We start from the raw sequence: 26,070 nt of genomic DNA on the forward strand, positions 1-26,070 counted from the left end.
ACTGTAAATGACAAGTAAAGCTAAAGAGTTGAGTGCGGAAGCGCTTGAAGAAGAATTAATCGGGATACGCCGTCATCTGCACCGGCACCCGGAACTGTCCAATGAAGAATATGGCACAACAGAATATATTATTTCCCTGCTGGAGCGGGCAGGAGTCAGGATCGTAGAATACGGTCTGTCTACCGGCGTGATCGCAGAGATTGGCGGCAAAAAGCCCGGTTCGGTCATCGCACTGCGCGCAGATATTGATGCCTTGCCAATCCAGGAGGAAAGCGGAGTATCCTTTGCTTCATTATATCCCGGCAAAATGCATGCCTGCGGGCATGATTTCCATACGGCTGCCTTGATTGGTGCCGCCTATCAATTGAAACAGCGAGAGCAGCAATTACAGGGAACGGTGCGCCTGTTATTCCAACCAGCCGAGGAGAAGGCGCAGGGTGCACAACGAATCATTGCTAGCGGGGCACTAGAAGACGTCCGGGCAGTGATCGGGCTGCATAACAAGCCAGACCTGCCAGTCGGAACCATCGGTATTAAGGGTGGTCCTTTAATGGCAGCAGCTGACGGGTTTGTGATAGAAGTGCAGGGTGGCAGTTCTCATGCTGCCGTTCCGGAAGCTGGCATAGACCCGATTGTAGCGGCTTCGCATATTGTGACGGCATTCCAGTCCATTGTAAGTCGCAATGTCAGCCCGCTGCAGAGTGCGGTGGTCAGTGTGACGCAGATTCACAGCGGCAATTCATGGAACATTATCCCCGAAAAAGCGGTGCTTGAAGGGACGATCCGCACCTTTGATGAAACGGTGCGCAGCAAAGTGCTGGACCGGTTTCAGGAAGTGGCGGTCGGTGTAGCAGCGGCTCTTGGAGCAGAAGCTACCGTTCGCTGGATAGAAGGGCCACCTCCGGTTATCAACGATCCCTCCCTAGCAGCGCTTGGAGGTGAATCGGTCGATGCTCTTGGCTACCGAGCGATTCAGCCAGAGCTTTCTCTGGCTGGAGAGGATTTCGCCTTCTATCAGCGCGTGGTACCCGGACTGTTCGTTTTTGTAGGTACTGAAGGAAGCCAGGAATGGCATCATCCGGCCTTCAATCTGGATGAACGCGCACTCCCTGTGGCAGCACGTTTCCTTGCGGATGTAGCTGTACGATCCCTAGTGCAGTACAGTCCCGATGGAGGTGCAGAATTATAGCTGAACATAACAGTTACGATGTAATTATCGTCGGCGCAGGCTCGATGGGCATGAGTGCCGGTTACTATCTTGCGAGGCGCGGAGTGAAGACGCTGCTAATTGATGCCTTTGATCCTCCACATACACAGGGAAGCCATCACGGGGAAACGCGGCTGATCCGGCATGCTTACAGTGGTGATCCCGCCTACATTGATTTGGCTCTGCGGGCAGATCGTTTATGGAAAGAAGCTGAGCAGTTGAGCGGAATAGAACTGCTTGTCCGCTCGGGTGTATTGAATCTCGCAGATAGTGCAGTGTATTCCTTTAGCGGTCGTCTCGCGGAAGCAAAGATACGGAAGGTGCCGGTCCAGCAACTGGATGCCGGAGAGATCCGGCGGCGCTGGCCGGGATTGAACATTCCGGAAACATTCGCAGCAATGTATGAACCGGATGCCGGGTATTTGTACAGCGAGCGCTGTATCACCGCCTACCGCCAGCTTGCCCTTGGACAGGGTGCGGAACTGTTGACGAACACTTCGGTAGTAAACATCACCGCCCGCGAAAGCAGTGTAACAGTTCATACAACAAACGGCGATTATCACGGAGCGTCAGCTATCCTTAGTGCCGGAGCCTGGTTTGGTGCGTTAGCGCCTTTTGTGCATTTGCCAATCAAGGCGATCCGCAAAGTTGTGGGCTGGTTTGAGAGCTCACCTGCTTTTGCAGCCGGTAACTTCCCTGGCTTCACGCTAGGAGCTGAGGAAGGTGGCTATTATGGCTTTCCCAGCATTGCTGGAGCCGGTCTGAAGATCGGCCGGCACGATACGGGGCTGGAATGGAAACCAGGCACACTACTTGCTCCCTTTGGCAGTGAAGCCAGCGATGAGCAAGACCTCCGAAGAGTACTGGAGACTTACATGCCGGGTGCAGCTGGCCGATTACTTAAAGGCTCTGTATGCAAATATGAGTATACGCCTGATGAAGATTTCATTATTGACCGCCATCCGCTCCACTCCAATGTGCTGGTAGCCGGAGGGTTCTCAGGGCATGGTTTTAAATTTTCTAGTGTTGTAGGTGAAATACTTGCTGATTTGGCGACAAGTGGAGCTACCAACCACAACATTCAACCTTTTGCGTTATCACGTTTTACACCTGATCATTCGCAAGCAGGCCTTATTTTGGAGGGGATTTAATGAGCAAAGTTCAAATTAGCAATTTTTTAAGTACGCACAACCAACTGGTGCATGCAACCGCAGGGTTATCAGAGGAACAGCTGAAATGGAAGGCAGCACCAACGAGTTGGAGTATTACTGAGGTTTTAGCCCATCTAGCTGATCACAGCATTGTGGTTTCGTTCCGTATACGTGATATTCTCGCTGCTACAACTGCGCAGCTGCCAGTCTTCAATCAGGACGCTTGGGTCAGCGGCCAGTACGCCAATAGTGGTAGTGCTTCCGATAGTCTGGAGTTGTTCCGCAGCCTGCTTTATTATAACAGTCTATTGTTTGAACGGCTCAGCGCAGAGGATTGGGAGAAAAGCGGGGTTAACTTCAAGGGTGAAAACGTTAAAATTTCCGATATCGTCCATAGCTTCACCGCACATGTAGAGAGACATCTTGGTCAGATTGAGCGAATCAAGCAGGGCGCAGTCAATGCATCGTTCGTGCAATGAATACTTTCATTGTTAGTTTTGCATGAAGTAAAACCTGGGAATCGTATGCTCACAAAACTTTTAGGAGGAATGAACATGACCAAACCAAAACAACTGAAGCTAGGCGCACTGCTGCATGGAGTAGGAGGCAGCACGTCGATGTGGCGCCATCCTGATGCTAAGCCGGATGCAAGTGTAAACTTTGAATTATACAAGGCGTGGGTACAGAAGGCAGAAGAAGGCAAGCTGGATCTGATCTTCATCGCAGACGGTTTGTACATTAATGAAAAGTCCATTCCGCATTTCCTTAACCGGTTTGAACCGCTGACCATTCTTAGCGCACTCGCCGCCGTCAGCACCAACATCGGTCTGGTTGGTACCCTGTCCACCTCCTACAGTGAACCGTTTACCGTCGCGCGTCAATTCGGCTCACTGGATGTAATCAGCGGTGGCCGGGCCGGCTGGAATGTGGTGACTTCACCACTGGAAGGCTCTGCCTCGAATTACAGCAAAACAGAGCATCCTGACCATGGCAAGCGTTACCGTATTGCTACCGAATATTTGCAGGTGACCCGCGGATTATGGGATTCCTGGGAGGATGATGCGTTTGTTCGAGACAAAGAAACAGGTGTATTCTTTGATCCGCAAAAAATGCATACCCTGGACCATCAAGGAGAGTTCTTCTCCGTGAAAGGACCGCTCAATATTGCTCGTTCGAAGCAGGGGCAGCCAGTCGTGTTTCAGGCAGGTTCCTCAGAAGTTGGTAAAAATTACGCCTCAAAGGAAGCGGATGCTATCTTCACTGGCCACGAAACGCTAGAAGATGCCCAGGCATTCTATAGCGATGTTAAGACACGGGTAGCTTCATTTGGCCGGGATCCGAATGAGGTGCTGATCTTTCCTGGTATTGCACCAATCATTGGCGACACATCAGAGGAAGCAGAGCGTAAATATCAGGAGGTTGCTGGTCTCGTGACGATTGAGAATGCACTGAACTATTTGGGCAGATTCTTCGAGCATCATGATTTCTCGCAATATCCGCTGGATGAACCGTTCCCTGAGCTTGGCGAGTTGGGGCGCAATAGTTTTCAGAGCGGCACGGATAAAATCAAAAAGGACGCGAAGGAGAGAGGCTTAACACTAAGACAGGTCGCCTTACAATCCGCTACCCCGCGCAGCAGCTTTATTGGCACACCTGAGCAAGTGGCTGATCAGATTCAAACCTGGTTTGAGGGTGGAGGAGCAGACGGATTTATGATCGCAGCTGCTGTTCCTAATGGACTGGAGGAATTCGTGGATCGGGTAGTGCCGATTCTGCAAGAGCGGGGCCTGTTCCGCACTGAATACGAAAGTAGCACCCTGCGTGGAAATCTCGGTATTCCATTGCCAGAGAACCGCTATTCCAAGGCTTCACAACCGGTAGGGCAAAAAGCCGTACATTAACAATAATAATTTGAATCGAATAATTAGCTTTCGTCATAAAAAATGTAACGCAGCCGTTTAAGGCTGCGTTTATTTGCGTGCGCGCGGAGCTTGTCTAACAAAGTAAGCGCTTTAAAGAACCAATCAGAGCAATAGATAACCAATCACTGTTATATAGGCAGGGTTCCCGCTGCACCTTATGATAGAAATATCAAGGAGGGATGTAAATTGTACGCTAAGTTCTACAAGTACCGATGGCAATATTTAATGATTCTTCCGGGAGTGCTGTTGCTATTTCTGTTCAGCTATATTCCGATGGCAGGGATTCAGGTCGCCTTCCGCGACTTTCAGATTGGCACCTCGATCTGGAACAGCACATGGGTGGGATTAGACAACTTTTCTTTCCTGCAAGATCCCCAGTTTTTAACTGTCGTCAAAAATACGTTATATATATCTGTGCTTAAGTTCATCTTCGGATTCCCGGCACCGATTCTACTGGCACTGGTGATTAACGAGGTAACCCGGCCTGTATTTAAGCGATTCGTGCAATCGGTCAGCTATTTGCCACATTTTTTCTCATGGATTGTAGTCGCTTACATCCTGCAGTCTTTTCTGACATTGGATGGTGGGCTGGTCAATCAGTTCATCGAGAAAGCAGGCGGTGATCCTGTATTTTTTCTAGGTTCCACGGAGTGGTTCCGGCCCATGGTTATATTAAGCGGCTTGTGGAAAGAGACCGGCTGGAACACGATTCTCTATTTGGCTGCGATCACAACGATTGATCCGCAATTGTATGAATCCGCCAAAGTAGAGGGTGCAGGAAAGCTAGCCCAGATTCGGCATATCACCTTCCCGGGTATTCTACCGACAATATCGATTGTGCTAATTCTGAGTATCCCAAGCCTGATTTCAGTAGGGATGGATCAGATTTATCCGCTGATGAATTCTGCTAATCAAGGGGTCGCGGATGTACTGGATACGTATATCATCCGCAACGGATTGCAGCAGGGATATTTTGGGATGGCGACCGCAGTGGGATTGTTATCCTCAGTGATCAGTTTGATATTGGTTGTTTCGACTAATCAGTTATCCAGAAAAATAAATGGTGAAGGATTATGGTGATGGTATATGAAGCTCAGCAGAGGTGAAAAAATAGCTCAATACGTCATCGTCATAGTACTGGCCGGTCTGTGCTTGTCTGTACTATATCCATTCCTGTACATGCTGGCTATCTCACTGAATGACGGTGCAAGTGCGGCCAAAGGTGGCGTGTATCTATGGCCCAAGAATTTCACATTAATTAATTATGAGATTGTATTAGGAAATGAGATTATCCGCCAGTCTTATCTAATTACAATCGCTAGGACAGTCATTGGCACATTCGCAGGACTTATCGTCACACTTCTGGTGGCCTTTGGCTTGTCCTACCGCGGTCTTCCATTAAGAAGCACGATACTAGGCTATGTTCTTTTAACCATGTTATTCAGTGGAGGACTGGTTCCTTTCTATATTCAGCTTAATAATCTCGGGCTTATCAACACGTTCTGGGTGTATATTTTCCCCGGGCTGTTCTCGGTCTGGAACATGTTTGTCATGCTGAAGTTTATACAGGGAATCCCTGAAGCTCTGGTAGAATCCGCTGAACTAGATGGAGCCGGTCCTGTTCGTACTCTGATTCAGATTATTATTCCACTCTCTCAACCTATGCTTGCCGCACTTGGATTGTTTACCGCAGTGGGACACTGGAATGACTGGTTCGCCGGTGCTTTCTTCGTCACGAAGCAGAACCTGATTCCGGTGCAGACCTTCCTGCAGCAATTGCTCGCTGCACAGGATTTATCCGCTGTCCTTGGCTCGAATACCAATCAGGAGGCTTTGGCGAGAAGCTCACAAATGCAGAACATTACGCTGATGTCGATTAAGATGGCAGTCGTTATGGTGAGTGCAATCCCCATCCTGTGCGTGTATCCGTTCCTGCAGAAATATTTTGTGAAAGGAGTTCTTGTAGGGTCAGTAAAAGGTTGATTTTCAATAATAGAACAGGGGGAAAAATCAATGATATTCAAAAAAACGGGTCTAGCCGCTTTGGCTGCAGCAACCTTACTGATGTCTATTGCCGGATGCTCCGGATCAGGTGGGAATACTGCGAACAAGCCTGGAAGCGACAATGAAACGTCAAGTAACCAGCCCGCCAGTGGCTCGACTTCCTTTAATCTCTGGCTTGGATGGACGGCAACCATCAATAATGATAGTTTGGTCCAGAAATATTGGCGTGAACAGGAGCCTGGAGTAAATGTGAAGCTGGAAACCACTCAAGGCGACGCAATGACTGCACTTAATTTGAAGATAAACACAGGCGGCTTTGAAGATGCAGCTATCTTCAGCCGAAACGAAACGGTCAAAAGCGCGATGAACCGGTCGAAACAGCTTATGCCGCTAGAGCAGTATTTCGACATGCCTGACAAATATCCAGGACTGGCGTCTATTCCAAAGCAGTATCTGGAACTTATGAAGGATAATGAGGGTCATATCTGGTCCATTCCTACCTGGTTTGACCAAAACCCGGAAGATCCGTGGCCAGGCTGGGCATCTCAAGCCTGGATTGTCAGAAGTGATGTGCTGGAGAAAACAGGTATGACCAAAGAGGACTTAGCAACGTTAGAAGGAGTTGAGACCTTCCTTCGGAAAGCTGCAGAAGAGAAGGATGCTTCCGGCAAATCGCTTATTCCTCTATCATTCCTGATGGACACTAGTGATAATCTGGGCTGGAGCGATGAAAACGCGATTTTGACAGCATTCGGGGTGACTACAGCAGGTAATGGCGTTGACAAACGCGGCGATGATTTTGTATTCGCTTACGACGATCCCAATTATAAAGCAGCTTATCAATGGATGAACAAGATGTACCAGGAGAAGTTGATCGATCCAGAGGTCGTCACCAGCAAAAGAGAACAGTATACAGAAAAGAACAAATCGGGTCGTATTGCCTTCAATGTCGGCAGCTTCTGGAACATTCCTGCCTCAGCCTGGGAGACATTGGACGGCCCAACAGAGCCAGGGTGGTTTTACGAAGCGATCCCTTTTCCTAAAGTGGATGGTGTAGAGAAAGTCGGAATTAACCAGGTTACCAATCCGAATCCAGGCTATGATGTCTATGTTAGTGAAAAAACTAAAAATCTGGAAGCTATTCTGAAATTCTTCGATTATACCTTGCAGCCAAAACCCGAGCAGCAGCAGGTCATTAATGAAGGACCGGCGGGATTATACTGGGATTGGATTGATCAACCGTTGGGCAAATGGAAATTCACAGACGAAACCTACAAGACGAGCCGCAATTCCGGAGACACCGCACAAAAAGCTAAAGTCACCCCTGAGCTTTACATGACTGCCTCTTACAGCAATGAATGGTACCCATGGTGGAACACAGAGGATGCAGGAAAAGCCGGAGCTGCTAAGACCATTAAGTTCACTGAAGCTATCGGCAAAATGGGAACGATCCGCGTGGCAGAGCCTTATGATCTATTCCAGATGAAACAGGGCGGCGCATGGGAGAAATATTCACCGGAGATCGAAAATATCCGCAAGGAATATCGAGCCAAGCTTTTAATGGCCAAAGACGAGGGGCAATTCGAAAAGAATTGGAGCGATTTCCAAGCAGCACTAGAGAAGCGTGGGCACTGGAGTGAAGTCAAGCAGGAGTGGCTGGATACGTACAAGAAGGAAGTAACAGCCTTGCAATAGACAACCGTGATGCTCTTTCAGTCGCGGATCGTAAACGATAAAAAATTAATGGAGCACCTCTCACTTGGAGGGGGCTCCCTTTGCACTTCATGGGGGGAATCTATGATTAAACAACAAATAGAGAAATGGATCATCCGTATGACCCGTTCCATGAACCTGAGGAGTAAAATTGTATTATTCTACGGACTAATTGTATTTCTCCCCACCGTACTGCTGGCTGCAGGTGCAGGGTACATGATGCTTCATACGGTGCGGGCCAATTATATGCTTACGATCAGGGAAGCCGTTCGGCAAAGTGCGCAGAGTATTGAATTCAGGAAGCAAAGCTATGATCTGCTGGCTACCCGAACGGCTACGGATGGTGAGCTGATCTCTAGATTAGCCAGGGACTATGCGGATATCGATGAACAATTGGGTACGGTCAATTATGTGGACCGTTCCTTCCTGCTCACCAGTAAATACTTGCCAGGGATTGAGAATTTCCGAATCTATCATACCAACGATACACTAGTGCAAGATGGAGGGCTTCTGTGGAAGCCGGAAGAACGGAGCCTTTCGGGAATTCGAGAGCGGGATTGGTATACGAAAATGCTTCGCACAACAGACAATCTGGTATGGACTAATGCAGCTGACGACAGGACTAAGCTAGTGGTATCCCATAAAATTCTGAACGCGTATGGAGATGTTTACGGGATTGTGTACCTGTTACTGAACTATAACGGTGTCTTCATGGAATCGTTCGAACATCCTTTTGAAGGGGCCGGAGAATTGTATATCGTTGACGACAACGAACGCATTATTGCATCCTCGGAGCCCTCTGAAATTGGCAGCCGGTTATCCTCATCCTCCTTAGGTCAGTACTGGAACAACTCGTTGGAAACCTCAGCGACAAAAAGCGGGATGATGCTGATCACTCAGGAGATTAAGTCTGGCTGGACGGTTGCCGCACTTGTGCATCTTGACCGACTGGAGGAGCAGTCTACGCGGATTATGTACTATATCGGAGCAGGTATTGCTTTTTTCCTGCTGCTGTCCATCTTTCTAATCATGATTGTACTTAAAAATGTGATTTGGCGGATCCGCAAGCTGGGCACCAGGATGACAGATATCTCACAGGGCTATTTCGAAGTTACAGTGAGAAACCGTGACAACGATGAGCTGGGTGAGCTTGAGGTATTGTTCAATTCCATGTCTGGCCGTTTGAGAAAACTGGTCGAAGAACATACAGAGGCCATGCTCAAAGAGCGGGAGCAATCATTCAGGGCGTTGCAGGCACAGATTAACCCTCATTTTATTTATAATTCGTTAAGCCTGATCCGTTGGCGGGCATTAGATCAGCAGGACGAATTGCAAATCCGAACCATAGATGCGCTGACGACATTCTATCGGCTGGCACTCAATAACCGGGTTAATGTGACGCTGATCCGTGACGAAATTGAGCATCTGAAAGCGTATATCGAAATTCAGCAGCTGCGTTATCCCGGTCAGGTATCCGTAGAGTGGCTGGTAGAGCCGGACGTTCTTGACCTGTACAGCATTAAGCTGATCCTACAGCCAACGGTCGAGAACTGTTATCTGCACGGGGGCATCACAACTAGAACTCATGCTTTTATACAAATTACGATCAAACGAGTGGAGAATACGGTGCAGTTTCAGATTTTTGATAATGGAAAAGGGATTGGCAGTGAGAAGCTGGAACAGATCCGTGCCGGCAGCTACACGGGTACGCAAAACGGATTCGGGATGAACAATATCCGTGAACGTCTTGCATTGTATTTTGGCACAGAGGGCCGCTTTGAGATTGAAAGTGTAGAAGACGAATGGACTTGTGTAACCATTGATATCCCTGTTTGCAAGGAAAGTCCTGAGATAAAAAAGGGGGATGGAGCTTAATGCGGGCATTAATTGTCGACGACGAGCCTATGCAGATTCAAGGGCTTCTTCGTCATATTGGCTGGAAAGCTCTGGGGTATGAGGAACCGTTAACTGCATTATCTGGTGAAGAAGCACTAACGATTCTAGGAGAAACTCCTGTGGATGTGCTGATCGCTGACGTCTCGATGCCCGGTATGACAGGGATCGAACTGCTCGCCAGATGCAGAGCGGATTATCCGACACTCCAGTCTTTACAGACTGTGATGATCAGTGGATATGACGAGTTTGAATTTGTGCAGGAGGCTATACATCTGGGAGCTAAAGCTTACGTTCTGAAGCCCATCAAGACGGAAGAACTCGAAATGAAACTGGCTGTGTTCAGAGAAGTAGTTGAGAAGAAAAAACAGATTGAACAGGAAACCACTGTACTTAGGGAGAAAGTTACAGAGAGCTATGAGGTGCTGCAGGAACGTTTCGTCAAAGATATGGTCGAAGGCTGGATCCACAGTGATGAGCTGCTCGAATCCTGGCGGCGCCTGCTGGATCTGCCTAATGGGGAATGGCAGGCAACTTTATTCCTGTTTGGATATGACCGCAGGTTCCTAGATAATCCGCATGATGCCAAGGATCGGATCCTGCTTAGCGAAGGGCTATTGAACTGCGTTAAGACTGGTCTATCTGGTTTCTCCGGTACCTATATAGGGAAGACAGGAGCGGATGAACTGGCCGTCATTGTGCTGAACGCAACGCCATTGGTGCGGGCAAGACTTGAGAAGCAGCTTGCGTTTATCCAAGATATCCTAAGAGAGCAGTATAAAGCCTCCGTCTCGGTCGGAATCAGCAGAGAGTGTTTGTTCTGGACGGAAATACCGTTGCTGTATAAGGAAGTAAGGCATATGATGACCGGTGCCAGGCTGGCCGGCTACGGACAAATCCTTTATTTCGACCGGAACTTGATGAATGAATATCATGATTTCCGGTTGCGTGAAGAATACATTCCGGAAATCGTTAAGCTACTGGACAGAGGAGAGAGCGATAAAGCTTCCGCTTATTTCAATCATGCTTTCGAAGTGTTACTTGCGCGAGAGCCTGTATCCTTTTCCTATGTGCAGGCTTTCGGAATGGGTTTGCTTAGCGAACTAGCCAGAAAACTGAAGCGTATACATGAGAAGGATTCAGAGATGAACATCCTCATGTGGCAGCGGCTGATCGACTGTACAGGCGTAGATGAAGTCAGGAAGGTCGTACTGGAATATTTGGCGCAATATGCTAAGCTTAATCAAAGAGAGCAGGTCGCTCAGCAGCATAACCTTATCCAGCGGGTCGCCCGCCAACTGGAGGAGCATCTGCATGAGAACATGACTGTAAAGCAGCTTGCTGAGCAGTTTCACTTGAATCACAGCTATTTAAGTGTGCTCTTCAAAAAAGAAATGGGCCGCACGATTTCCGACTTCGTGCAGGAAGCGCGTATGAACAAAGCCAAGGAACTGCTTCGTGACCCCAATATTAAGGTCTACGAGGTTGCCGAACAGGTGGGCTTTCAAACCGCGGCTTATTTTGCCTTCCTTTTTAAGAAAACAACCGGCACTACACCTCAGGAGTTCAGAGATTATCATTATTAGGAGTGATATTTTGCAGACAAAGATCAGCCTGGAAGGCGAATGGAAGTTGCAATTGGATGAGGGAAATCAAGGACTGGCATTGCCTTTTACAGATGTTATCACACTGCCGGGAACAACGTCCTACGCACGCAAAGGTCCGAAGAACGAGGATGTTTTAGTAAGCGCATTAACGGATGAGTATTTGTTTGAAGGGCAAGTCTGGTATTCAAAAGAGGTCGTCATTCCGGAAGAACTAGCCGGCAAAGTCTGCTTCCTATATTTGGAACGCACGAGGCTGACGACTCTATGGCTGGACAATCAGGAAATAGGCAGCCGTAACAGTCTGAACACCCCACATATATACGAGTTGCCGCAGCTTCAACCTGGGAATCATACGCTCACCATCCGTGTGGACAATACTGGTTACCCAACCAAAGGTGGACATTTAACGTCGCAGGATACCCAGACCAACTGGAATGGGATTACCGGACGTATGGAGCTTCAGTTCTATGGTGAGTCACGGCTCAGCGGCATCCGGCTCGATCCGGATCTCTCAGCCCGCTCAGTCCGAATCACGGCAACCTTGGACAGCAGGAACGAATCTATACTTACAGTGTCTGCGCAGAGCTTCAACAGCGACAATACACATGCTGTGGACCAGCGGGAGTACCCAGTCTCACCGGGTAGTTTTTCCTTCAACTATGAGCTTGGTCAAGACGCGCTGCTCTGGAGTGAAGGCGCTCCCAATCTTTATAACATAAACCTTGTTTTGAAAGACAGCGATGGATATATAATGGACCGACAGGAGCTCGTTTTTGGATTGAAGGAATTCCGGGCAGAGGGCGATAAGTTTACAATCAACGGACAAAAAACCTTCCTCCGCGGCAAACATGACGGCCTAATCTTCCCGCTTACCGGTTATGCCCCGACTGACGTCGAGGAATGGGTAAGAATCCTTGGCATCTCCAAGTCTTACGGCATCAATCATTATCGCTTTCATACCTGCTGTCCGCCGGAAGCTGCTTTCACCGCAGCGGATATGCTCGGTATCTACATGCAACCAGAGCTTCCATTTTGGGGAACAATCACGGAAGAAACCGACGAGGGCCATAATCAGGCGGAGCAGGACTATCTGATCAGCGAAGGCTATGCCATTCTCCAGGCTTTTGGCAATCACCCCTCCTTCGTGATGATGTCGCTTGGCAACGAGCTATGGGGCAGCAAAGCTAAGATTGATTCCTTCCTAAAGGACTATAAAGCATTTGATAATCGGATTCTCTATACACAGGGATCCAATAACCACCAATGGGTGCCAGAAATTCTGGAACATGACGATTTTTTCAGCGGCGTGCGCTTCTCCAGAGATCGGCTGTTCAGAGGCTCCTATGCGATGTGTGATGCTCCATTAGGTCATGTCCAGATTGATCTGCCAGGCACGATGAAAGACTATGACGATCAGATCGTCCCTCAGGATTTCTTCAACGAAGAGGGGTTGGAAGCTGCCGCTGGCGGCGAGATCCAGATCCAGTATGGTACGGAAGCCAAGACGGTGAAGGCTGGAGACGCTTCCGCAGAATGGATACCGCACATTCCGGTAATCTCGCATGAGATCGGACAGTATGCTACCTATCCTAATTATGAGGAAATCGATAAATACAACGGTCCGCTCAAAGCTGAGAATTTCAAAATTTTCCGTGAACGACTGGAAAGTAAAGGGCTGGGTCATTTGGCCGCCAAATATTTTGAATCCTCGGGGCAACTGGCAGTAGCTTGCTACAAAGAGGAACTCGAGTCTGCATTCCGCTCCCGGCGGCTTGCGGGCTTCCAACTGCTTGATTTGCAGGATTTCAGTGGCCAGGGAACGGCGCTGGTGGGTGTCCTCGACGCCTTTATGGATTCCAAAGGAATGATAAGTGCTGAGGACTGGCGAACTTTTTGTAATGATGCCGTTCTGTTGGCAAGATTCCCCAAGTATAACTATGTCTCTGGTGAAACGTTCGATGCCCATGTCGAACTGAGCTGTTTCCGCAGCGGGATGCCGAGTACATTTGAACTGCATTGGGAGCTTACCGAGGATAACGGTATACTCGCCTCAGGTTCAACCGAGGTGGACGTACCTGCAGGAACGAATTATATCGATATCTGCGATCTGGCAATAAAACTACCTGTAGTTGACCGGATGAGTACTATCATATTGTCCCTCTCCATACAGGGAACAGATATCCGTAAGAGCTATGACCTGTGGATTTATCCAGTGAAGAGTGGCAACATGCTGGAGGGTGTCCATGTCTTCGACAAGCTATCTGATAATGCACTTGCATTGCTGGAGCAAGGTGAGAATGTACTGCTTATGCCGAAACCGGAATCTCTCAAAAATGCTGTTGAAGGTTATTACTGCACAGATTTCTGGTGTTATCCAATGTTCCGCTCGATCTCAGAGAGCATGAACCGGCCAGTACCCATTGGTACTATGGGGTTGTTGATTGATAACAACCACCCGGCGCTGCGTGAGTTCCCGAGCGAGGAATATTCTACTTATCCTTGGTGGAGTATTGTTGAGAATTCGAAATCGCTCATCATGGATGCAGCTGACCGCAACTGGAATCCCGTAGTGCAGACTATCGATAATTTTGAACGCAATCATAAGCTGAGTTTCCTAGTGGAATGCAGTGTAGGAGCAGGCAACCTGCTGATATGCGCATTGGATGCTGATAAGGTTAACGATACGCCGGAAGGCAGACAGTTCTTATCCAGCCTTGCGGGTTATATGAAATCAGACGATTTCAAACCACAGTACAAGGCCAATGTTGCGGAGCTTCTAGAGCTGATCCAATAGGCAGAGGCAGGCGATTACTGAGCTGCTTTTCAAGTTTCATAGGGATGCACAGTTCAATGGCGCTATACTAAAAACCACTTTTTCATTGAGTAAGACAGAAGGTTTCATCGTAAAAAACTCTAGAGCAGCGTTTCTCATAATAAAGAGAGATTCGCTGCTCTTAGTTTTTTTGCTGCTTTTAGTTTATTGGTAGCCGCCAGCTTCAACAGTGTCATCGTTATCTGAGTCTCTGAGGGTTTCGGACCCAGATGACACTATTTGCTAATTTTCAGCCTTTTGAACAACATTTCGGACTCCAGTGACGCTATTGCTTATAAAGAGGTCCATATGTGTTGTATTTCATACAGATAGTGGCTATGGGGACAGTTAGCCCACCAAAAGTACAATAATACTGCTTTTAGCGTCATCTATGTCCGATAGGTGGTGCTACATTGTTGCAATAGTTCTTAAAACTTCTATCGAACAAAAAGTAAAGGAGTTCACCAAGCAGCCTTTCGCGGCTGAAGGGAACTCCTTTTTTCGCGTTCGACGTATTACACGTATTGGTAAAGCACGGGAGTCAGAGGCTCCGAAACAAAACAAGCCTTAAAAAGTCACCTCTATAGATGATTGCTGATAACCCTCACTCCAGCCTAGAGGGGTTGTTTGTGTTTATCAGCAACTGAGCAGTTTTACAAACGATTTCACAGGGTTGGAGACCTTTGAAAACATTAACCCGGTGCTATCATTGGTAATGAAGCTGCACACCTAAAGTTGTAAGCGCATTAACGAATGGCGCCAGAGCCGCTCATCGTCAGGAACAGCGCCAAATTTAGCAGGGTTTGGGGGAACGGGAGAAGACATGAATGAAATTCTATTGAACGATTTGAAGTGGGAAGTCAAAGGGTATTGGCCCTGGGTTCCGCTAAAGGGCACCAGTATGGAGCTGGGACAGGAATTGATGGGGGTTACGGACTGGATGCCTGCCACTGTGCCGGGTGGAGTTCACTATGATCTCTTCAGACAGGGCTGGATTACCAACCCTTATCAAGAGTTAAATAGCCTGAGTTGTGAATGGGTGGAGAACCGCTGGTGGGTTTACCGTACGACCTTGAAGCAGCCTGAGCTGAGAGCAGCCAGAGTTGAACTGGTCTTTCAGGGACTGGACTATGAAGCCTCGGTATACGCTGATCATTTACTGCTGGGTGAACATAAAGGTATGTTCGAGCCGGCTGTATTTGATGTTACAGACCTGCTCTCCGGGCGGGAAAGCCTTGAAATTTCAGTGCTGTTGAAGCAGGCGCCAGATGAAATGGGGCAAATCGGCAAAACCTCGGCTACCTTCACGCAGAAGAGCCGTTTTAATTATAAATGGGATTTCTCTACCCGGTTGGTCAATGTCGGAATTTGGGATGATGTGGTATTGAGGGTACATCAACAGTGCTTTTGGGATGATGTGTCGATCACTACAGATGCGGAGTTTGGCGAGAACGATAGAAATCAGATCTCGTCTGGTCGAATTACCATTCAAGCAGGAATCAAGCGAATGGCTGGCTCTGAAGATGATGGGACACTGACAGTGTGCATCACCTGTGCTGATCCGGAGGGGAATCCGCTGCTGGTTCAATCGCGACCAGTTCGAGCTGGAGAGCTTCTGAACGCGGAGCTGGAAATACCCGAACCTGAGCTATGGTACCCAAACGGTTATGGAAAGCAGCCACTGTACAATCTTGAACTAAAGCTACTGGATGAAGCTGGAACGGAATTGGATACCCAGAGCTTTCAAACGGGCATTCGCAAGCTCGATTATATCCACAATGTAGACAGTCCAGACAACGCCCTACCATATACAGTGGTGATTAACGGAAGCAAGATCTATATGAAAGGGGTAAATATGACCCCTCTGGACCATCTCTACGGGAATGTAACGGTTGAACAATATCAACTGATGATTCGTCTGATGAAAGCAGCTCATATTAATCTCGTTCGGGTATGGGGCGGTGGAATCATTGAGAAAAAGGCTTTTTACGACTTATGTGATGTAAACGGCATTATGGTCTGGCAGGAGTTCATTCAGTCCAGTTCAGGTATTGACAATATCCCTTCGAAGCAGCCGGAGTTTTTGGAGCTGCTTCACAAGACTGCCTGCACAGCGCTCTGTGACAAACGCAATCATGTATCGCTAACGGTATGGAGCGGCGGCAATGAATTAATGAGTGAGCCGAATAAGCCTTCCGACAGCAGCGATTCCAATCTGGCGATGTTGAAAGAACTGGTAGAACAGTATGATCCGCAGCGACTCTTCCTACCGACCTCAGCTTCCGGCCCGGTAGAATATATTACGGATGCCAAAGGTCAGGGGCATGATGTGCACGGTTACTGGAAGTATATGGGAAACCCTTATCACTACGAGTTATATGGCAGCAACGATAATCTGCTGCACAGCGAATTTGGAGTGGACGGTCTGAGTTCTCTCAAAAGTCTGGAGAAATTTCTGAGTGAGACCAACCGGCGACCGGTTTCTATGGAGAACAACGCGATATGGAGACATCACGGGGAGTGGTGGGATACGCTGAGCCGTGAAGAAGAAATGTTCGGCAGCATGACAGATTTGGAGCAGTTCTCTGCCTGCAGCCAGTGGATACAGGCGGAAGGAATCCGGTTCGTGCTGGAGGCTAACCGCCGCCGTAAGTTCCGAAACAGCGGCAGTATTGTCTGGCAGTTCAACGAGCCGTGGCCGAATGTGTCCTGCACTAACCTTGTCGATTATTACGGTGAAACGAAGATGGCCTACCATTGGGTGAAATCTGCCTTCCGTCCGCTACATGTTTCGCTGGACTACCGCAGTCTACTGCTTACACCAAGCACCGGATTTCAGGGAGATGTATACGTGCATGGAGGAAATGGACGCAAGGTAGAAGTCGACGCGGAAGTCTTCGATGCAGTCGGACGGTGCATCTATCAGCAATCATTTGAGGCAGAGGGAAACAAAGATCAGGCTGTCGGCGCTGGGGTGCTGAATTTCAACGTGCCAGAGCATGAGGATGCTTTATATTTCGTCAGATTGTCCTACCAGGACGGCGATGAAGCACCACAGCAGAATTTATATGTATTCTCTACCAATAAAAAGCATCCATATGCTCCCGCGCTTGCACTTATAGGAGGCAATCTTGAGGTGCGTCAGGAGAGTTTATGGCAGCCGACGGGTGCTCAGGAGAAGAGCCAGCAGGCCCGTTTTACAGTCCGAAATACCGGTAGTGAAGTTTTGCTGCATGTACATGCAGAGGAAAGGGGAGACCGCTACTGGATGGAAGCGGATGAGCAGTTCCATACCCTCTTTCCGGGTGAGACCAAAACAGTAACGGTTACTTGCACTCCTAAACTCTCAGGAGGATTCCTGTCTGGGGAAAATTATAGGATCACAGATGGCTTGCCAGAAATTAGATTCATGTCGTTCCTAACAGCACAGAGCAGAATGATACAGGTTGGAGGAGAAAAAAATCGTGAGTAAAACGTTGTGTTTTGTACCGGAGGCATATGTTCCGCTAAGTCGGTTTATTCAAGCCGAGGGATCTACACCTGTCGCTATACCTGTTAGCAGAGCAGTGGCTGATTACTTAAGGCTGCACAACGCTCCACTGCTGCTTGCTTGCTTGCGAAGCGGCGAAGTAGCTTATCAGAAAGCGAATTGGTCAACCCTCCATGAAGACACTGTTGAAGCTGAAGCAGCAGAAGGGATCTCCGAGAAAGAGGAGGGGGTATTTGTATTAGTCAGTCCTTTGCTGACCAATATGCTTCCTGTAGTGTCTCACTGGGATAATAGCGTTGCTGAGGGAAAAGGAGGCTTCCGTTATGGCGGAACAGATGGCATAGGGACATTGCGGATGGACGAAGCCGGGGAAAAGGTTGTTTCCGAGCATGCACGGCTCTACAATAGCGACCCAGATAGCCCTTATGTATACAATACGGAAGATCATCAGCTGTTCGGAGGCAACGAGGGAAATAAGAATTTTAAAACTCCGCAATTCGAGCATTATATCGGTGACCGCTACAGTCTCTATGCTGTAGATGATCTAGTTGCAGTTTCCTTGAGCGACCGCATCCTTAAGACCTTCGGATTTCCGGTGGTTTTCCGCAATGCATCCACAGACAATGCTTCACTTTTAAGTAATGCGCCTGTATTTCAGCTCATCAGCGGCAGTCTGCTAGTTACAGAGAATGACCAGCATAGCCTTGCTTCCTATATTCTGCCGCCCTTTTGGAGCGCGGCAAAGGTTAAGGGATATCCACTGTTGTTCAATGGTTATTATGATGCCAATGAGAATACCTTCAGTACGGTAGGTCCCTCATTTCTGGAAATCATCGGCAAGACTCTGGCCAGCACCGGCAAAGGCGTTGTCGGCATTCTGTGGAACGGAGGAGGATATATCGGCAGCCGTTCCTTGCAAGGCTCCATCTATGCTGGCATTGGGGCGGCAATTACCAGAGGTCAAGAAAGTTATGGCGGTGATGCAGAGCAGGTAGTGGCTGTAGGTGGTTCGCGCGGCGGCTTAACTGCGCTGCTGGCTGGAGGCAATCCGCTTTGCTTACCCTACCGGGTGCGCTACACACTGTGTTATGCACCGCCGTTGATTCTGAACGGGCTTACCCGTGAGTTTGCCGAAGGAGCTTGCCCACTGATCTGGCATGTGGCGGAAGTAGACACCGGTTACCGGGAAATCTGGAAGAAAGATTGGCAGCATCCACAGAACGGAAGCACGGGAATCGAGACTCTGCTACAGACTCTGACGGGAACTATTGACTCTGCAAGTCTAAAGGAAACGACCGGACTGGAATCCGAATTTTTTCTGGAGGGTCTTAAAGCGAGTGGCACAAAGCTGCTGATTAACCATGGCACGCATGATGCCTTTACCCTTAGCCGCTTCAGCTTTTCCTTCGCGGCTTTGGTCCGGAGTCGCGGGATACCGCTTCGCCATGAGATCGGATACCGCTTCGGCCATAACAACTGCACGGATCTTTACGAGCAAGCTATTCTATGTCTAATAGCTCTGCTACAGGAACAGGAGCTCGAATTCACGGGCACGGTGCATTATCGCAGACGCAGTCCGGCTGCGGGAGAGTGGGAGCAGACCGAACGTTTTGTCCCAACTCATCAACCCGTTTTTCTGGAAGCACCTAAGTTCGTAGCGGTGGGTAGCCCTGTGGCTTGGACTCTTTATGGAGAGCCGGGAATGGAATACCGCCTGGATCTGGGAATCCTAGATCAGCAGGCTTGGGAACAGAAGCAGCAGGTAGTTCGAGATGAGCGCATCACACTGGCGTCCGGTGTATTGCCGGACAAACAGCATCCGCTTGAACTCTGCTCGTGGCAGGATGGCGTAAGCCAGCTCACTGACGGACAACATGCGGGCTTATATCTTTATGAGCTGTCATACAGGCTCAAGGGTGAGCAGAAGTGGAGCGTAGTTTCTCCCTCCCGTGTGCCACAGCCCGGCGTAGAGCCTCAGTCGGTGCTTCGTATTATGGAGGAGCAGCCCAATCCGGCGAGCGAAGCGTTTCGGGCGGAAGCGGCCGTCCTCTGCATCAGCGCAGGGTTAAGTGAGGCCTAAACGATTCACCATAACATGAACATAAGTGGTGTGCGGCCATTCCGGTGCGTGCACTGCTTTTTTTTGCCAACAAATAAGTAGCTTTACAAACGCTTTCGCAGGGTTACCGGATTTCGGCGCTCAGTAGGAAGCGCTATCATTTAGGTATAACAACTATACAACGCCTGACCGGATTAAAGCTTGATTCCGGGAGGAAGGAAGGACAGGAGCATGATTGGAAAAACCAGTGAACTAAATCCTTTAATGACAGAGAAAAAGAAAGGTTATCCTGTACGGCGTTTATTCAAAGATTGGTCATCCTGGATATTAATTGTACCCACACTGTTTGCCTTTTTCTTTTTTTCCTGGCAGCCGCTCGTGAAGGGCATTGTGCTCTCTTTTTTCAATACTGAGGGTTATAATGCCGTAAGTTTCGCCGGACTGCAGAATTACAAGGATGTTATACAGAACTCGGCGTTTCAACAGACATTGACCAACTCTTTTGTGTATGTGTTCTGGTCACTACTGATCGGTTTTGCCGTACCCATTATTGTCGCTGTCGTGATTAATGAATTGAGACATGGGAAGTCATTTTTTCGCTTTTCGGTCTTTTTTCCGAGTATGGTTCCCGGCATTGCCGCTTCGATGTTATGGATGTTTTTGTTTGAGCCCGGAAAGGGTGGCGTGCTGAATATTATGCTGAGTGCCATGGGATTTCCGGTGCAGCAATGGCTTCAGGATCCGCAAATGACGATAATGCTGATTATCTTCACGATTACCTGGCGAAATTTCGGGGGAACAGTACTGCTTTATCTGGCAAGTCTACAGAGCATTAATCATGATCTGTACGAAGCAGCCTCGATTGACGGTGCGAATGTATGGCGGAGATTCAAAAGTATCACCATTCCGCAAATCTCTAGCATGATCGGACTGATGATGATTTTGCAGATCAGCGGTGTATTCCAGATCTTCAATGAACCCCTGGTAATGACTGAGGGTGGACCGAACAATGCCTCAATGACCTTAATGCTGCAAAGCTATTATTATGCGTTCCGGAGTTTTGAAGCAGGCCATTCAATGGCGCTCGGGGTTATTACTTTTCTAGTCCTGATGGTGCTTACCATTATTTATTTCCGGCTGGATAAGAAATTGAACAGGGAGTAGAAGCTATGAAAACTAAAGAAGCATATGGCATTATCGGCAATATAGAATACAGATCACCTTGGGTGCGCCTGCTGTATTGGTGCATGTTCATTCTGATGATTGTGCTGGCCGCTGTCTGTATTTTGCCTCCGGTCTGGATTATGGTCTCAAGTCTGAAGGACATCAAAGAGTTTTATGCAATCCCGCCCACCCTGATCCCCCGCTCGTTCAATGTTGGCAAGCTATGGGAGACCTGGCAGGAGTTTAACTTCCTCAGTTATTATCTGAATACGGCTTATCTGGCCGCAGGTTCTGTACTGTTCTGCCTTACTTTTAACGGACTGGCCGGATATTTCTTCTCCAAGCTAAAGCCGCGGGGCAGTGCCCTGCTGTTTGCACTGATCGTGTGGACCATGATGGTGCCGAATACAGTGGGCATGGTGCCGCTGTTTAAGAATCTGATTGATTTTCCGCTGTTGCACTTGAACCTGACCAATACTTACTGGCCGATGTGGTTTATGGCTGCTGTGAATCCGGTGGTAATTCTGATCTTCAAAAACTTTTTCGATACCATCCCACAAGCGCTGCTGGAAGCCGCCAAAATTGACGGAGCGAGCACCATCGGTATTTTTATTCGAGTCATTCTCCCGCTCAGCGGACCAGTTATGGCTACAATTACAATCCTTACGATGAACAGTGTCTGGCAGGACTTCTTCTGGCCCTTTATGGTGCTGAAGGATAAATCGACCTGGTCGGTCATTGTGGCTATTTACAATCTGAAGGCGACATTGCCACAGGACATACAGTTTATTGCGTTGACTTTTGCGATTCTGCCGCCGATTATCCTGTTTATTTTTTTCCAAAAGTACATTATGAACGGGCAATCCTTCGGCGGCAGTATTAAAGGGTAACATCACCCGATCACAAACCATTTCACAGTTTTGCCCCGTAGGGTGCTGCAGAAGGTGCATGTTAAGATGATTTCAGATTCAAAAAGAAAGCGCTTTACGTGTTGCGAAGAATGCTTTAACAATAAGACTAGGGGGAATTACATTGAAAAAAGGACACACCAAGAACCTGACAGCTACACTGGCACTTACGCTGCTTTTTTCTGCCGGACTGGCTGGCTGTGGAGGCGGCTCCAATGAGAAGAATGCCGGAGGAAAGACGGAGACAGCGGGCAATCAACAGGTGACGATCAAGGTCAGTAACTGGCCAAAGCCGAATGAGGAAGCCAAAATCGCCCAGTATGAGCAGGTCATGGCGAAGATGAAAGCCAATTATCCGGAAATTATTGTGGACAAAGATGAATGGGGTTATGATGTCAGCTCATTCCTGCCAAAAGCGGCCAGCGGCCAGCTTCCGACAGTATACGAAACCTTTTTTACAGAAACAAGCAAAATCATCAAGGCAAATTACGCGGCTGATATAACGGATACGATGAAAAAATATGGCTACGACAAGGCGATCAATCCAGATCTGCTGAAAATGGTTACCAAGGACGATAAGTATTATGGGATTCCGAAGGACGGATACGTCATCGGTATGCTCTACAATATGAATCTTTTCAAGGAGGCTGGACTGCTGGACGACAAGGGGATTCCTAAATTTCCTAAAACATATGAAGAGCTAGCAGAAACTGCGCAGATTATTAAACAAAAGACCGGTAAAGCCGGAATGTTCTTGCCTACAAAAAGTGGTCAAGGCGGTTGGATGTTCATGAACATTGCCTGGGCATACGGAGCAGAATTTGAAAAACAAGTGGACGGGAAATGGCAGGCGGTGTTCAATTCGCCGGAAGCAGCAGCGGCCCTGCAATATGTGAAGGACTTAAAATGGAAATATGATGTACTGCCCGACAACAATCTGGTCGATGTTACGAACGATATGTTCCGCTTGTTCGGAACCGATCAGGTCGCTATGAGCTTCGGCACGAATGACTGGTCACCGGTCATCCAGCAACAGACTAAGATGTCCAAGGACAATGTGGCAATGTCCGCGCTTCCAGTAGGACCGATCGGGAAACCTGTAACCCTGCTCGGTGGCGGCCTATATATGTTCTCGCCTAATGTAACACCTGAGCAGATTGATGCCGGATTCAAATGGCTAAAAACCTACGGATTTACACCAGAGTCCTCTGAAGAGGCACTGACCGGTTGGGATATTGAGAAGAAGACACTGAGCGATCAAGGGCTGATCGTAGGGCCTTACGGGCTGCGGATTTGGACTGATGAGAAACGGATTGGAGAAGAACAAAAGATTCTCGACAAATACAACAACGTCAATCTGGATTTGTTCCGTGATTATATGGACAATGGCAGCAAAGGCATGCGGGCGGAAGAACCAGTCAACGCACAGGAATTGTACCAAAAGCTGGATATCGTACTGCAAACCGTACTGACGGACAAGAACGCAGATCCGCAACAGATCTTGGATAGGGCTGCCGAAGAATTCCAACGTGATTATCTCGATAAGGTTAAATAAAACGCAGACCAACGGCGACGTCGTCCTTCTGAAGGGCGGCGATGCCGTTTCTGCGTAGATTGCCTTAACTACTTAAATGAGATAAAGGAGATATGCATAACATGGCAGCAAAAGAATGGGGAGACTGGGGAGCACGCTGGATCTGGCCGCAGGAGGAGCAAGGATCAGCGGATAGGGAACAGCAGCACGAGCGTGCGTACTTTCGCAGAGTGTTCGAACTGCCAGCTGGTATCGGAAAGACCTGCACCCTGGATTTGGCCATTACCGCAGACAGCCGCTACAGGCTGTTCGTCAATGGGCAGCGTTTATGGGCCGGTCCTTGTAAAGGACATGGTCATATACAGTATTATGAAGAATTCAGTCTGGACAATGTTCTACAACCAGGTTTAAATGTGCTTGCTGTTATGGTCGTTCATTATGCAGGGACTACGCCCTTTGAGCTGGGTGAAGACGGACCTTTGTCCGTCTGGCGCTCGCAAAAAGGCGGTCTGCTTGTGGAAGCGGCAGTTACACAAGGCGGGCAGCTAGTACAGGAGCTAAATACGGATAGCTCATGGAAAAGTATTAAGGATCGCCGCTATAAGCTCCAGCAGTTTCCGATCATACGCTGGATGGGTGGACTGGAAGAAGTGGAGGGTGACGCAGCGCTGCTGGATTGGACACTGCCCGAATATGATGACAGTGCCTGGCTTGCTAGCGGAATTGTGCAACCGGTGCGGGATGAATATGGCCAATTAACCCCTTGGCAGCTGGCCCGGCGTCCGATTCCGCTGTTGTATGAGCGGGAGCAATTTTTTCTGAAGCTAATGCGCAGCAGTAGCGGGGTAGGGCAAGCCTTTTTTGAGGAAGGGCATAGTCTGGAGCTGCGAAATGGAGATGGCGGCGCTTCACCCAACGCAGTACTGCCTTCCGCTGGAATAACAATAGAAGCAGGGCAACATTTTTGGTTGGAGTTGGATGCTGGCGAGCTAACCACAGGGTATTTGCAGCTTAGACTTCTTGGAGGCAAAGGTAGCCGGATTACCCTACTATGCGCTGAGTGTTATGAAGAAGAAACGGGGGATGATGAGATTCGCCGCAAAGCTGTCCGCGATAATACGAAGGAACATGTATTAAGAGGGGGCTACGATAGCTATCACCCGGCAGGTTACGGCATCTCTGCGCGGATGGAAATCTACGAACCGTTCTGGTTCCGTACTTTCCGCTATGTACGGCTGGAAGTGCAGGCTGGTGTCGAGCCTCTAACGATTTCCAGCTTTAGCTATAGGGAGACCGGATATCCACTGCAGCCGGAAGGAAACTTTCACTGCTCCGATGAACAATATAACCAACTATGGGAGCTCAGTGTACGAACACTTCAGCGCTGCATGCATGAGACCTACGAGGATACTCCGTATTATGAACAGCTGCAGTATACCATGGATACCAAACTGATGATGGAGTTTACGTACCTATTATCAGGGGACGACCGGTTAGCGCGGAGAGCTATGGAAGATTATAAGGCCTCTCAGCTACCAAACGGGATGCTGCAAAGTCGCTATCCCTCTGTGCTGCCGCAGGTCATTCCTTCCTTCTCCCTATATTGGATCGGAATGATTCATGACCACTACAGATCCTTCGGGGATATGGCCTTGGTGAATCAGTACCGGTTAGCGCTGTTATCTGTGCTGGACTGGTTCGATCAACATCTGACTCCGGAGGGTCTGGTGGACAGAACGCCCCGCCAATATTGGAATTACTTCGATTGGGTGGAGGAATGGCCGCTCGGCGCACCGGATTGTACGGATGATGCACCCGCAACCGTACTGAGCCTGATGTATGCGGCCGCGCTGGAGCAAGCGGCTGAATTGCTTGCAGCCAGCGGTTGGACACAGATTGCTGGTGAACTGCGTCAACGCAAAGCGGCGGTCAACGCTGCGGTAATGGATTGCTGCCGGCTAACGAACAGTCAGCTGTTCCGCGACAGTCCGGAGGCAACTGCGGGAACGCAGCATAGCCAGCACACGCAGGTCTGGGCGGTTTTGGCGGGCACAGTGGATGTTGTAGAAGGGGCGGCACTGCTGGAGTCAACGTTAACAGACACATCACTGGCTAAGCTTTCGTTGCCGATGAGCTACTATCTATTCCGCGCGCTAGAGAAATGCGGAATGTATGACCGCTCGTTCGGACTATGGACACGGTGGTTGAAGCAGTTGGAGCTTAATCTCACTACACTTCCAGAAATAGATTCAACCGGCACCAGAAGTGACTGCCACGCATGGAGCGCACTGCCGATCACTGAGTTCACCAGAGGGATATTGGGTGTCCAACAAGGAATAGAGGGAATAACTATAAAGCCCCACTATGGAGAACTGCGGCAGGCCAGCGGAACCGTAAGTACAAGTATCGGCCCAATAAACATCAAATGGGAGATCCGTTCAGTAACAGGACAGGAGATCTTCCACATGAAAGCTTTTTGGCAAGCCGGATCGGCAATTACAATAATTCTGCCTAATCATGAAGTGCATGAGACAGATGAGGGTTCCTTTTACAAGGAGATCGACATTAGTCACCTTAGCTGTTAGTCTGATTTCAGTTGATTTTGT

At 48.7% G+C, this 26,070-nt stretch carries 16 protein-coding genes; all 16 read left to right on the plus strand.

Annotated elements, in window-relative coordinates:
* The first annotated feature begins 7 nt into the window (after positions 1-7).
* The 16 genes from MHI51_RS15490 (at position 8) to MHI51_RS15565 (ending at position 26,049) form a co-directional block, all read left to right on the plus strand.
* Positions 8-1,189: an amidohydrolase gene (locus MHI51_RS15490; protein WP_076218973.1), complete on the plus strand. Its 1,182-nt coding sequence runs from the start codon at positions 8-10 to the stop codon at positions 1,187-1,189.
* Positions 1,186-2,358: an N-methyl-L-tryptophan oxidase gene (gene solA / locus MHI51_RS15495; protein ID WP_076218972.1), complete on the plus strand. Its 1,173-nt coding sequence runs from the start codon at positions 1,186-1,188 to the stop codon at positions 2,356-2,358. The genes MHI51_RS15490 and solA overlap by 4 nt, the downstream gene beginning before the upstream one ends.
* The gene (locus tag MHI51_RS15500) at positions 2,358-2,837 is read left to right on the plus strand and encodes a DinB family protein (RefSeq protein ID WP_076218971.1); all 480 of its coding nucleotides are present in this window, start codon (positions 2,358-2,360) and stop codon (positions 2,835-2,837) included. Before solA ends, MHI51_RS15500 begins: the two co-directional genes overlap by 1 nt.
* A gap of 75 nt (positions 2,838-2,912) precedes the next feature.
* Complete coding sequence (locus tag MHI51_RS15505) at positions 2,913-4,259, plus strand: LLM class flavin-dependent oxidoreductase (RefSeq protein ID WP_076125544.1); 1,347 nt, start codon at positions 2,913-2,915, stop codon at positions 4,257-4,259.
* Positions 4,260-4,466: 207 nt separating this feature from the next.
* The gene (locus tag MHI51_RS15510; protein ID WP_081383282.1) at positions 4,467-5,360 is read left to right on the plus strand and encodes a sugar ABC transporter permease; all 894 of its coding nucleotides are present in this window, start codon (positions 4,467-4,469) and stop codon (positions 5,358-5,360) included.
* 6 nt (positions 5,361-5,366) lie between these two features.
* On the plus strand, positions 5,367-6,263 hold the full coding sequence (locus MHI51_RS15515; RefSeq protein ID WP_076218970.1) for a carbohydrate ABC transporter permease: 897 nt from the start codon (positions 5,367-5,369) through the stop codon (positions 6,261-6,263).
* Positions 6,264-6,293: 30 nt separating this feature from the next.
* A complete protein-coding gene (locus MHI51_RS15520; protein WP_076218969.1) occupies positions 6,294-7,979 on the plus strand; it encodes a hypothetical protein in 1,686 nt (561 codons plus the stop codon).
* 102 nt (positions 7,980-8,081) lie between these two features.
* Positions 8,082-9,872 carry a sensor histidine kinase gene (locus MHI51_RS15525; protein WP_076184638.1) on the plus strand — a complete coding sequence of 597 codons (1,791 nt, stop codon included), beginning with the start codon at positions 8,082-8,084 and terminating at the stop codon, positions 9,870-9,872.
* Complete coding sequence (locus tag MHI51_RS15530; protein WP_076218968.1) at positions 9,872-11,476, plus strand: response regulator; 1,605 nt, start codon at positions 9,872-9,874, stop codon at positions 11,474-11,476. Before MHI51_RS15525 ends, MHI51_RS15530 begins: the two co-directional genes overlap by 1 nt.
* A gap of 10 nt (positions 11,477-11,486) precedes the next feature.
* Positions 11,487-14,291 carry a glycoside hydrolase family 2 TIM barrel-domain containing protein gene (locus tag MHI51_RS15535; protein WP_405173078.1) on the plus strand — a complete coding sequence of 935 codons (2,805 nt, stop codon included), beginning with the start codon at positions 11,487-11,489 and terminating at the stop codon, positions 14,289-14,291.
* Between the two features lie 841 nt (positions 14,292-15,132).
* Complete coding sequence (locus tag MHI51_RS15540) at positions 15,133-17,781, plus strand: glycoside hydrolase family 2 protein (protein ID WP_405173079.1); 2,649 nt, start codon at positions 15,133-15,135, stop codon at positions 17,779-17,781.
* Positions 17,774-19,879, plus strand: a complete 2,106-nt coding sequence (locus tag MHI51_RS15545; protein ID WP_405173080.1) for a hypothetical protein — start codon at positions 17,774-17,776, stop codon at positions 19,877-19,879. The genes MHI51_RS15540 and MHI51_RS15545 overlap by 8 nt, the downstream gene beginning before the upstream one ends.
* 210 nt (positions 19,880-20,089) lie before the next feature.
* The gene (locus tag MHI51_RS15550) at positions 20,090-21,022 is read left to right on the plus strand and encodes a carbohydrate ABC transporter permease (protein ID WP_197740348.1); all 933 of its coding nucleotides are present in this window, start codon (positions 20,090-20,092) and stop codon (positions 21,020-21,022) included.
* Between the two features lie 5 nt (positions 21,023-21,027).
* Positions 21,028-21,912, plus strand: coding sequence for a carbohydrate ABC transporter permease (locus MHI51_RS15555; protein ID WP_051490964.1), 885 nt, complete (start codon positions 21,028-21,030; stop codon positions 21,910-21,912).
* A 142-nt stretch (positions 21,913-22,054) separates the two neighbouring features.
* Entirely contained in the window at positions 22,055-23,485 is a 1,431-nt protein-coding gene (locus MHI51_RS15560) for an ABC transporter substrate-binding protein (RefSeq protein ID WP_081383668.1), read from the plus strand.
* Between the two features lie 101 nt (positions 23,486-23,586).
* A complete protein-coding gene (locus MHI51_RS15565) occupies positions 23,587-26,049 on the plus strand; it encodes a hypothetical protein (protein ID WP_405173081.1) in 2,463 nt (820 codons plus the stop codon).
* Positions 26,050-26,070 lie beyond the last annotated feature (21 nt).

This window comes from Paenibacillus sp. FSL H8-0260, from assembly GCF_045040625.1.
Classification (GTDB): domain Bacteria; phylum Bacillota; class Bacilli; order Paenibacillales; family Paenibacillaceae; genus Paenibacillus_AQ; species Paenibacillus_AQ odorifer.

Excerpts from the sequence above, each read along its gene's own strand:
- MHI51_RS15540 (WP_405173079.1), top strand. The coding sequence starts at position 15,133 with ATGAATGAAATTCTATTGAACGATTTGAAGTGGGAAGTCAAAGGGTAT.
- MHI51_RS15550 (WP_197740348.1), top strand. The coding sequence starts at position 20,090 with ATGATTGGAAAAACCAGTGAACTAAATCCTTTAATGACAGAGAAAAAG.
- MHI51_RS15500 (WP_076218971.1), top strand. The coding sequence starts at position 2,358 with ATGAGCAAAGTTCAAATTAGCAATTTTTTAAGTACGCACAACCAACTG.
- MHI51_RS15520 (WP_076218969.1), top strand. The coding sequence starts at position 6,294 with ATGATATTCAAAAAAACGGGTCTAGCCGCTTTGGCTGCAGCAACCTTA.
- MHI51_RS15490 (WP_076218973.1), top strand. The coding sequence starts at position 8 with ATGACAAGTAAAGCTAAAGAGTTGAGTGCGGAAGCGCTTGAAGAAGAA.
- MHI51_RS15525 (WP_076184638.1), top strand. The coding sequence starts at position 8,082 with ATGATTAAACAACAAATAGAGAAATGGATCATCCGTATGACCCGTTCC.
- MHI51_RS15530 (WP_076218968.1), top strand. The coding sequence starts at position 9,872 with ATGCGGGCATTAATTGTCGACGACGAGCCTATGCAGATTCAAGGGCTT.
- MHI51_RS15505 (WP_076125544.1), top strand. The coding sequence starts at position 2,913 with ATGACCAAACCAAAACAACTGAAGCTAGGCGCACTGCTGCATGGAGTA.
- MHI51_RS15515 (WP_076218970.1), top strand. The coding sequence starts at position 5,367 with ATGAAGCTCAGCAGAGGTGAAAAAATAGCTCAATACGTCATCGTCATA.
- MHI51_RS15565 (WP_405173081.1), top strand. The coding sequence starts at position 23,587 with ATGGCAGCAAAAGAATGGGGAGACTGGGGAGCACGCTGGATCTGGCCG.
- MHI51_RS15555 (WP_051490964.1), top strand. The coding sequence starts at position 21,028 with ATGAAAACTAAAGAAGCATATGGCATTATCGGCAATATAGAATACAGA.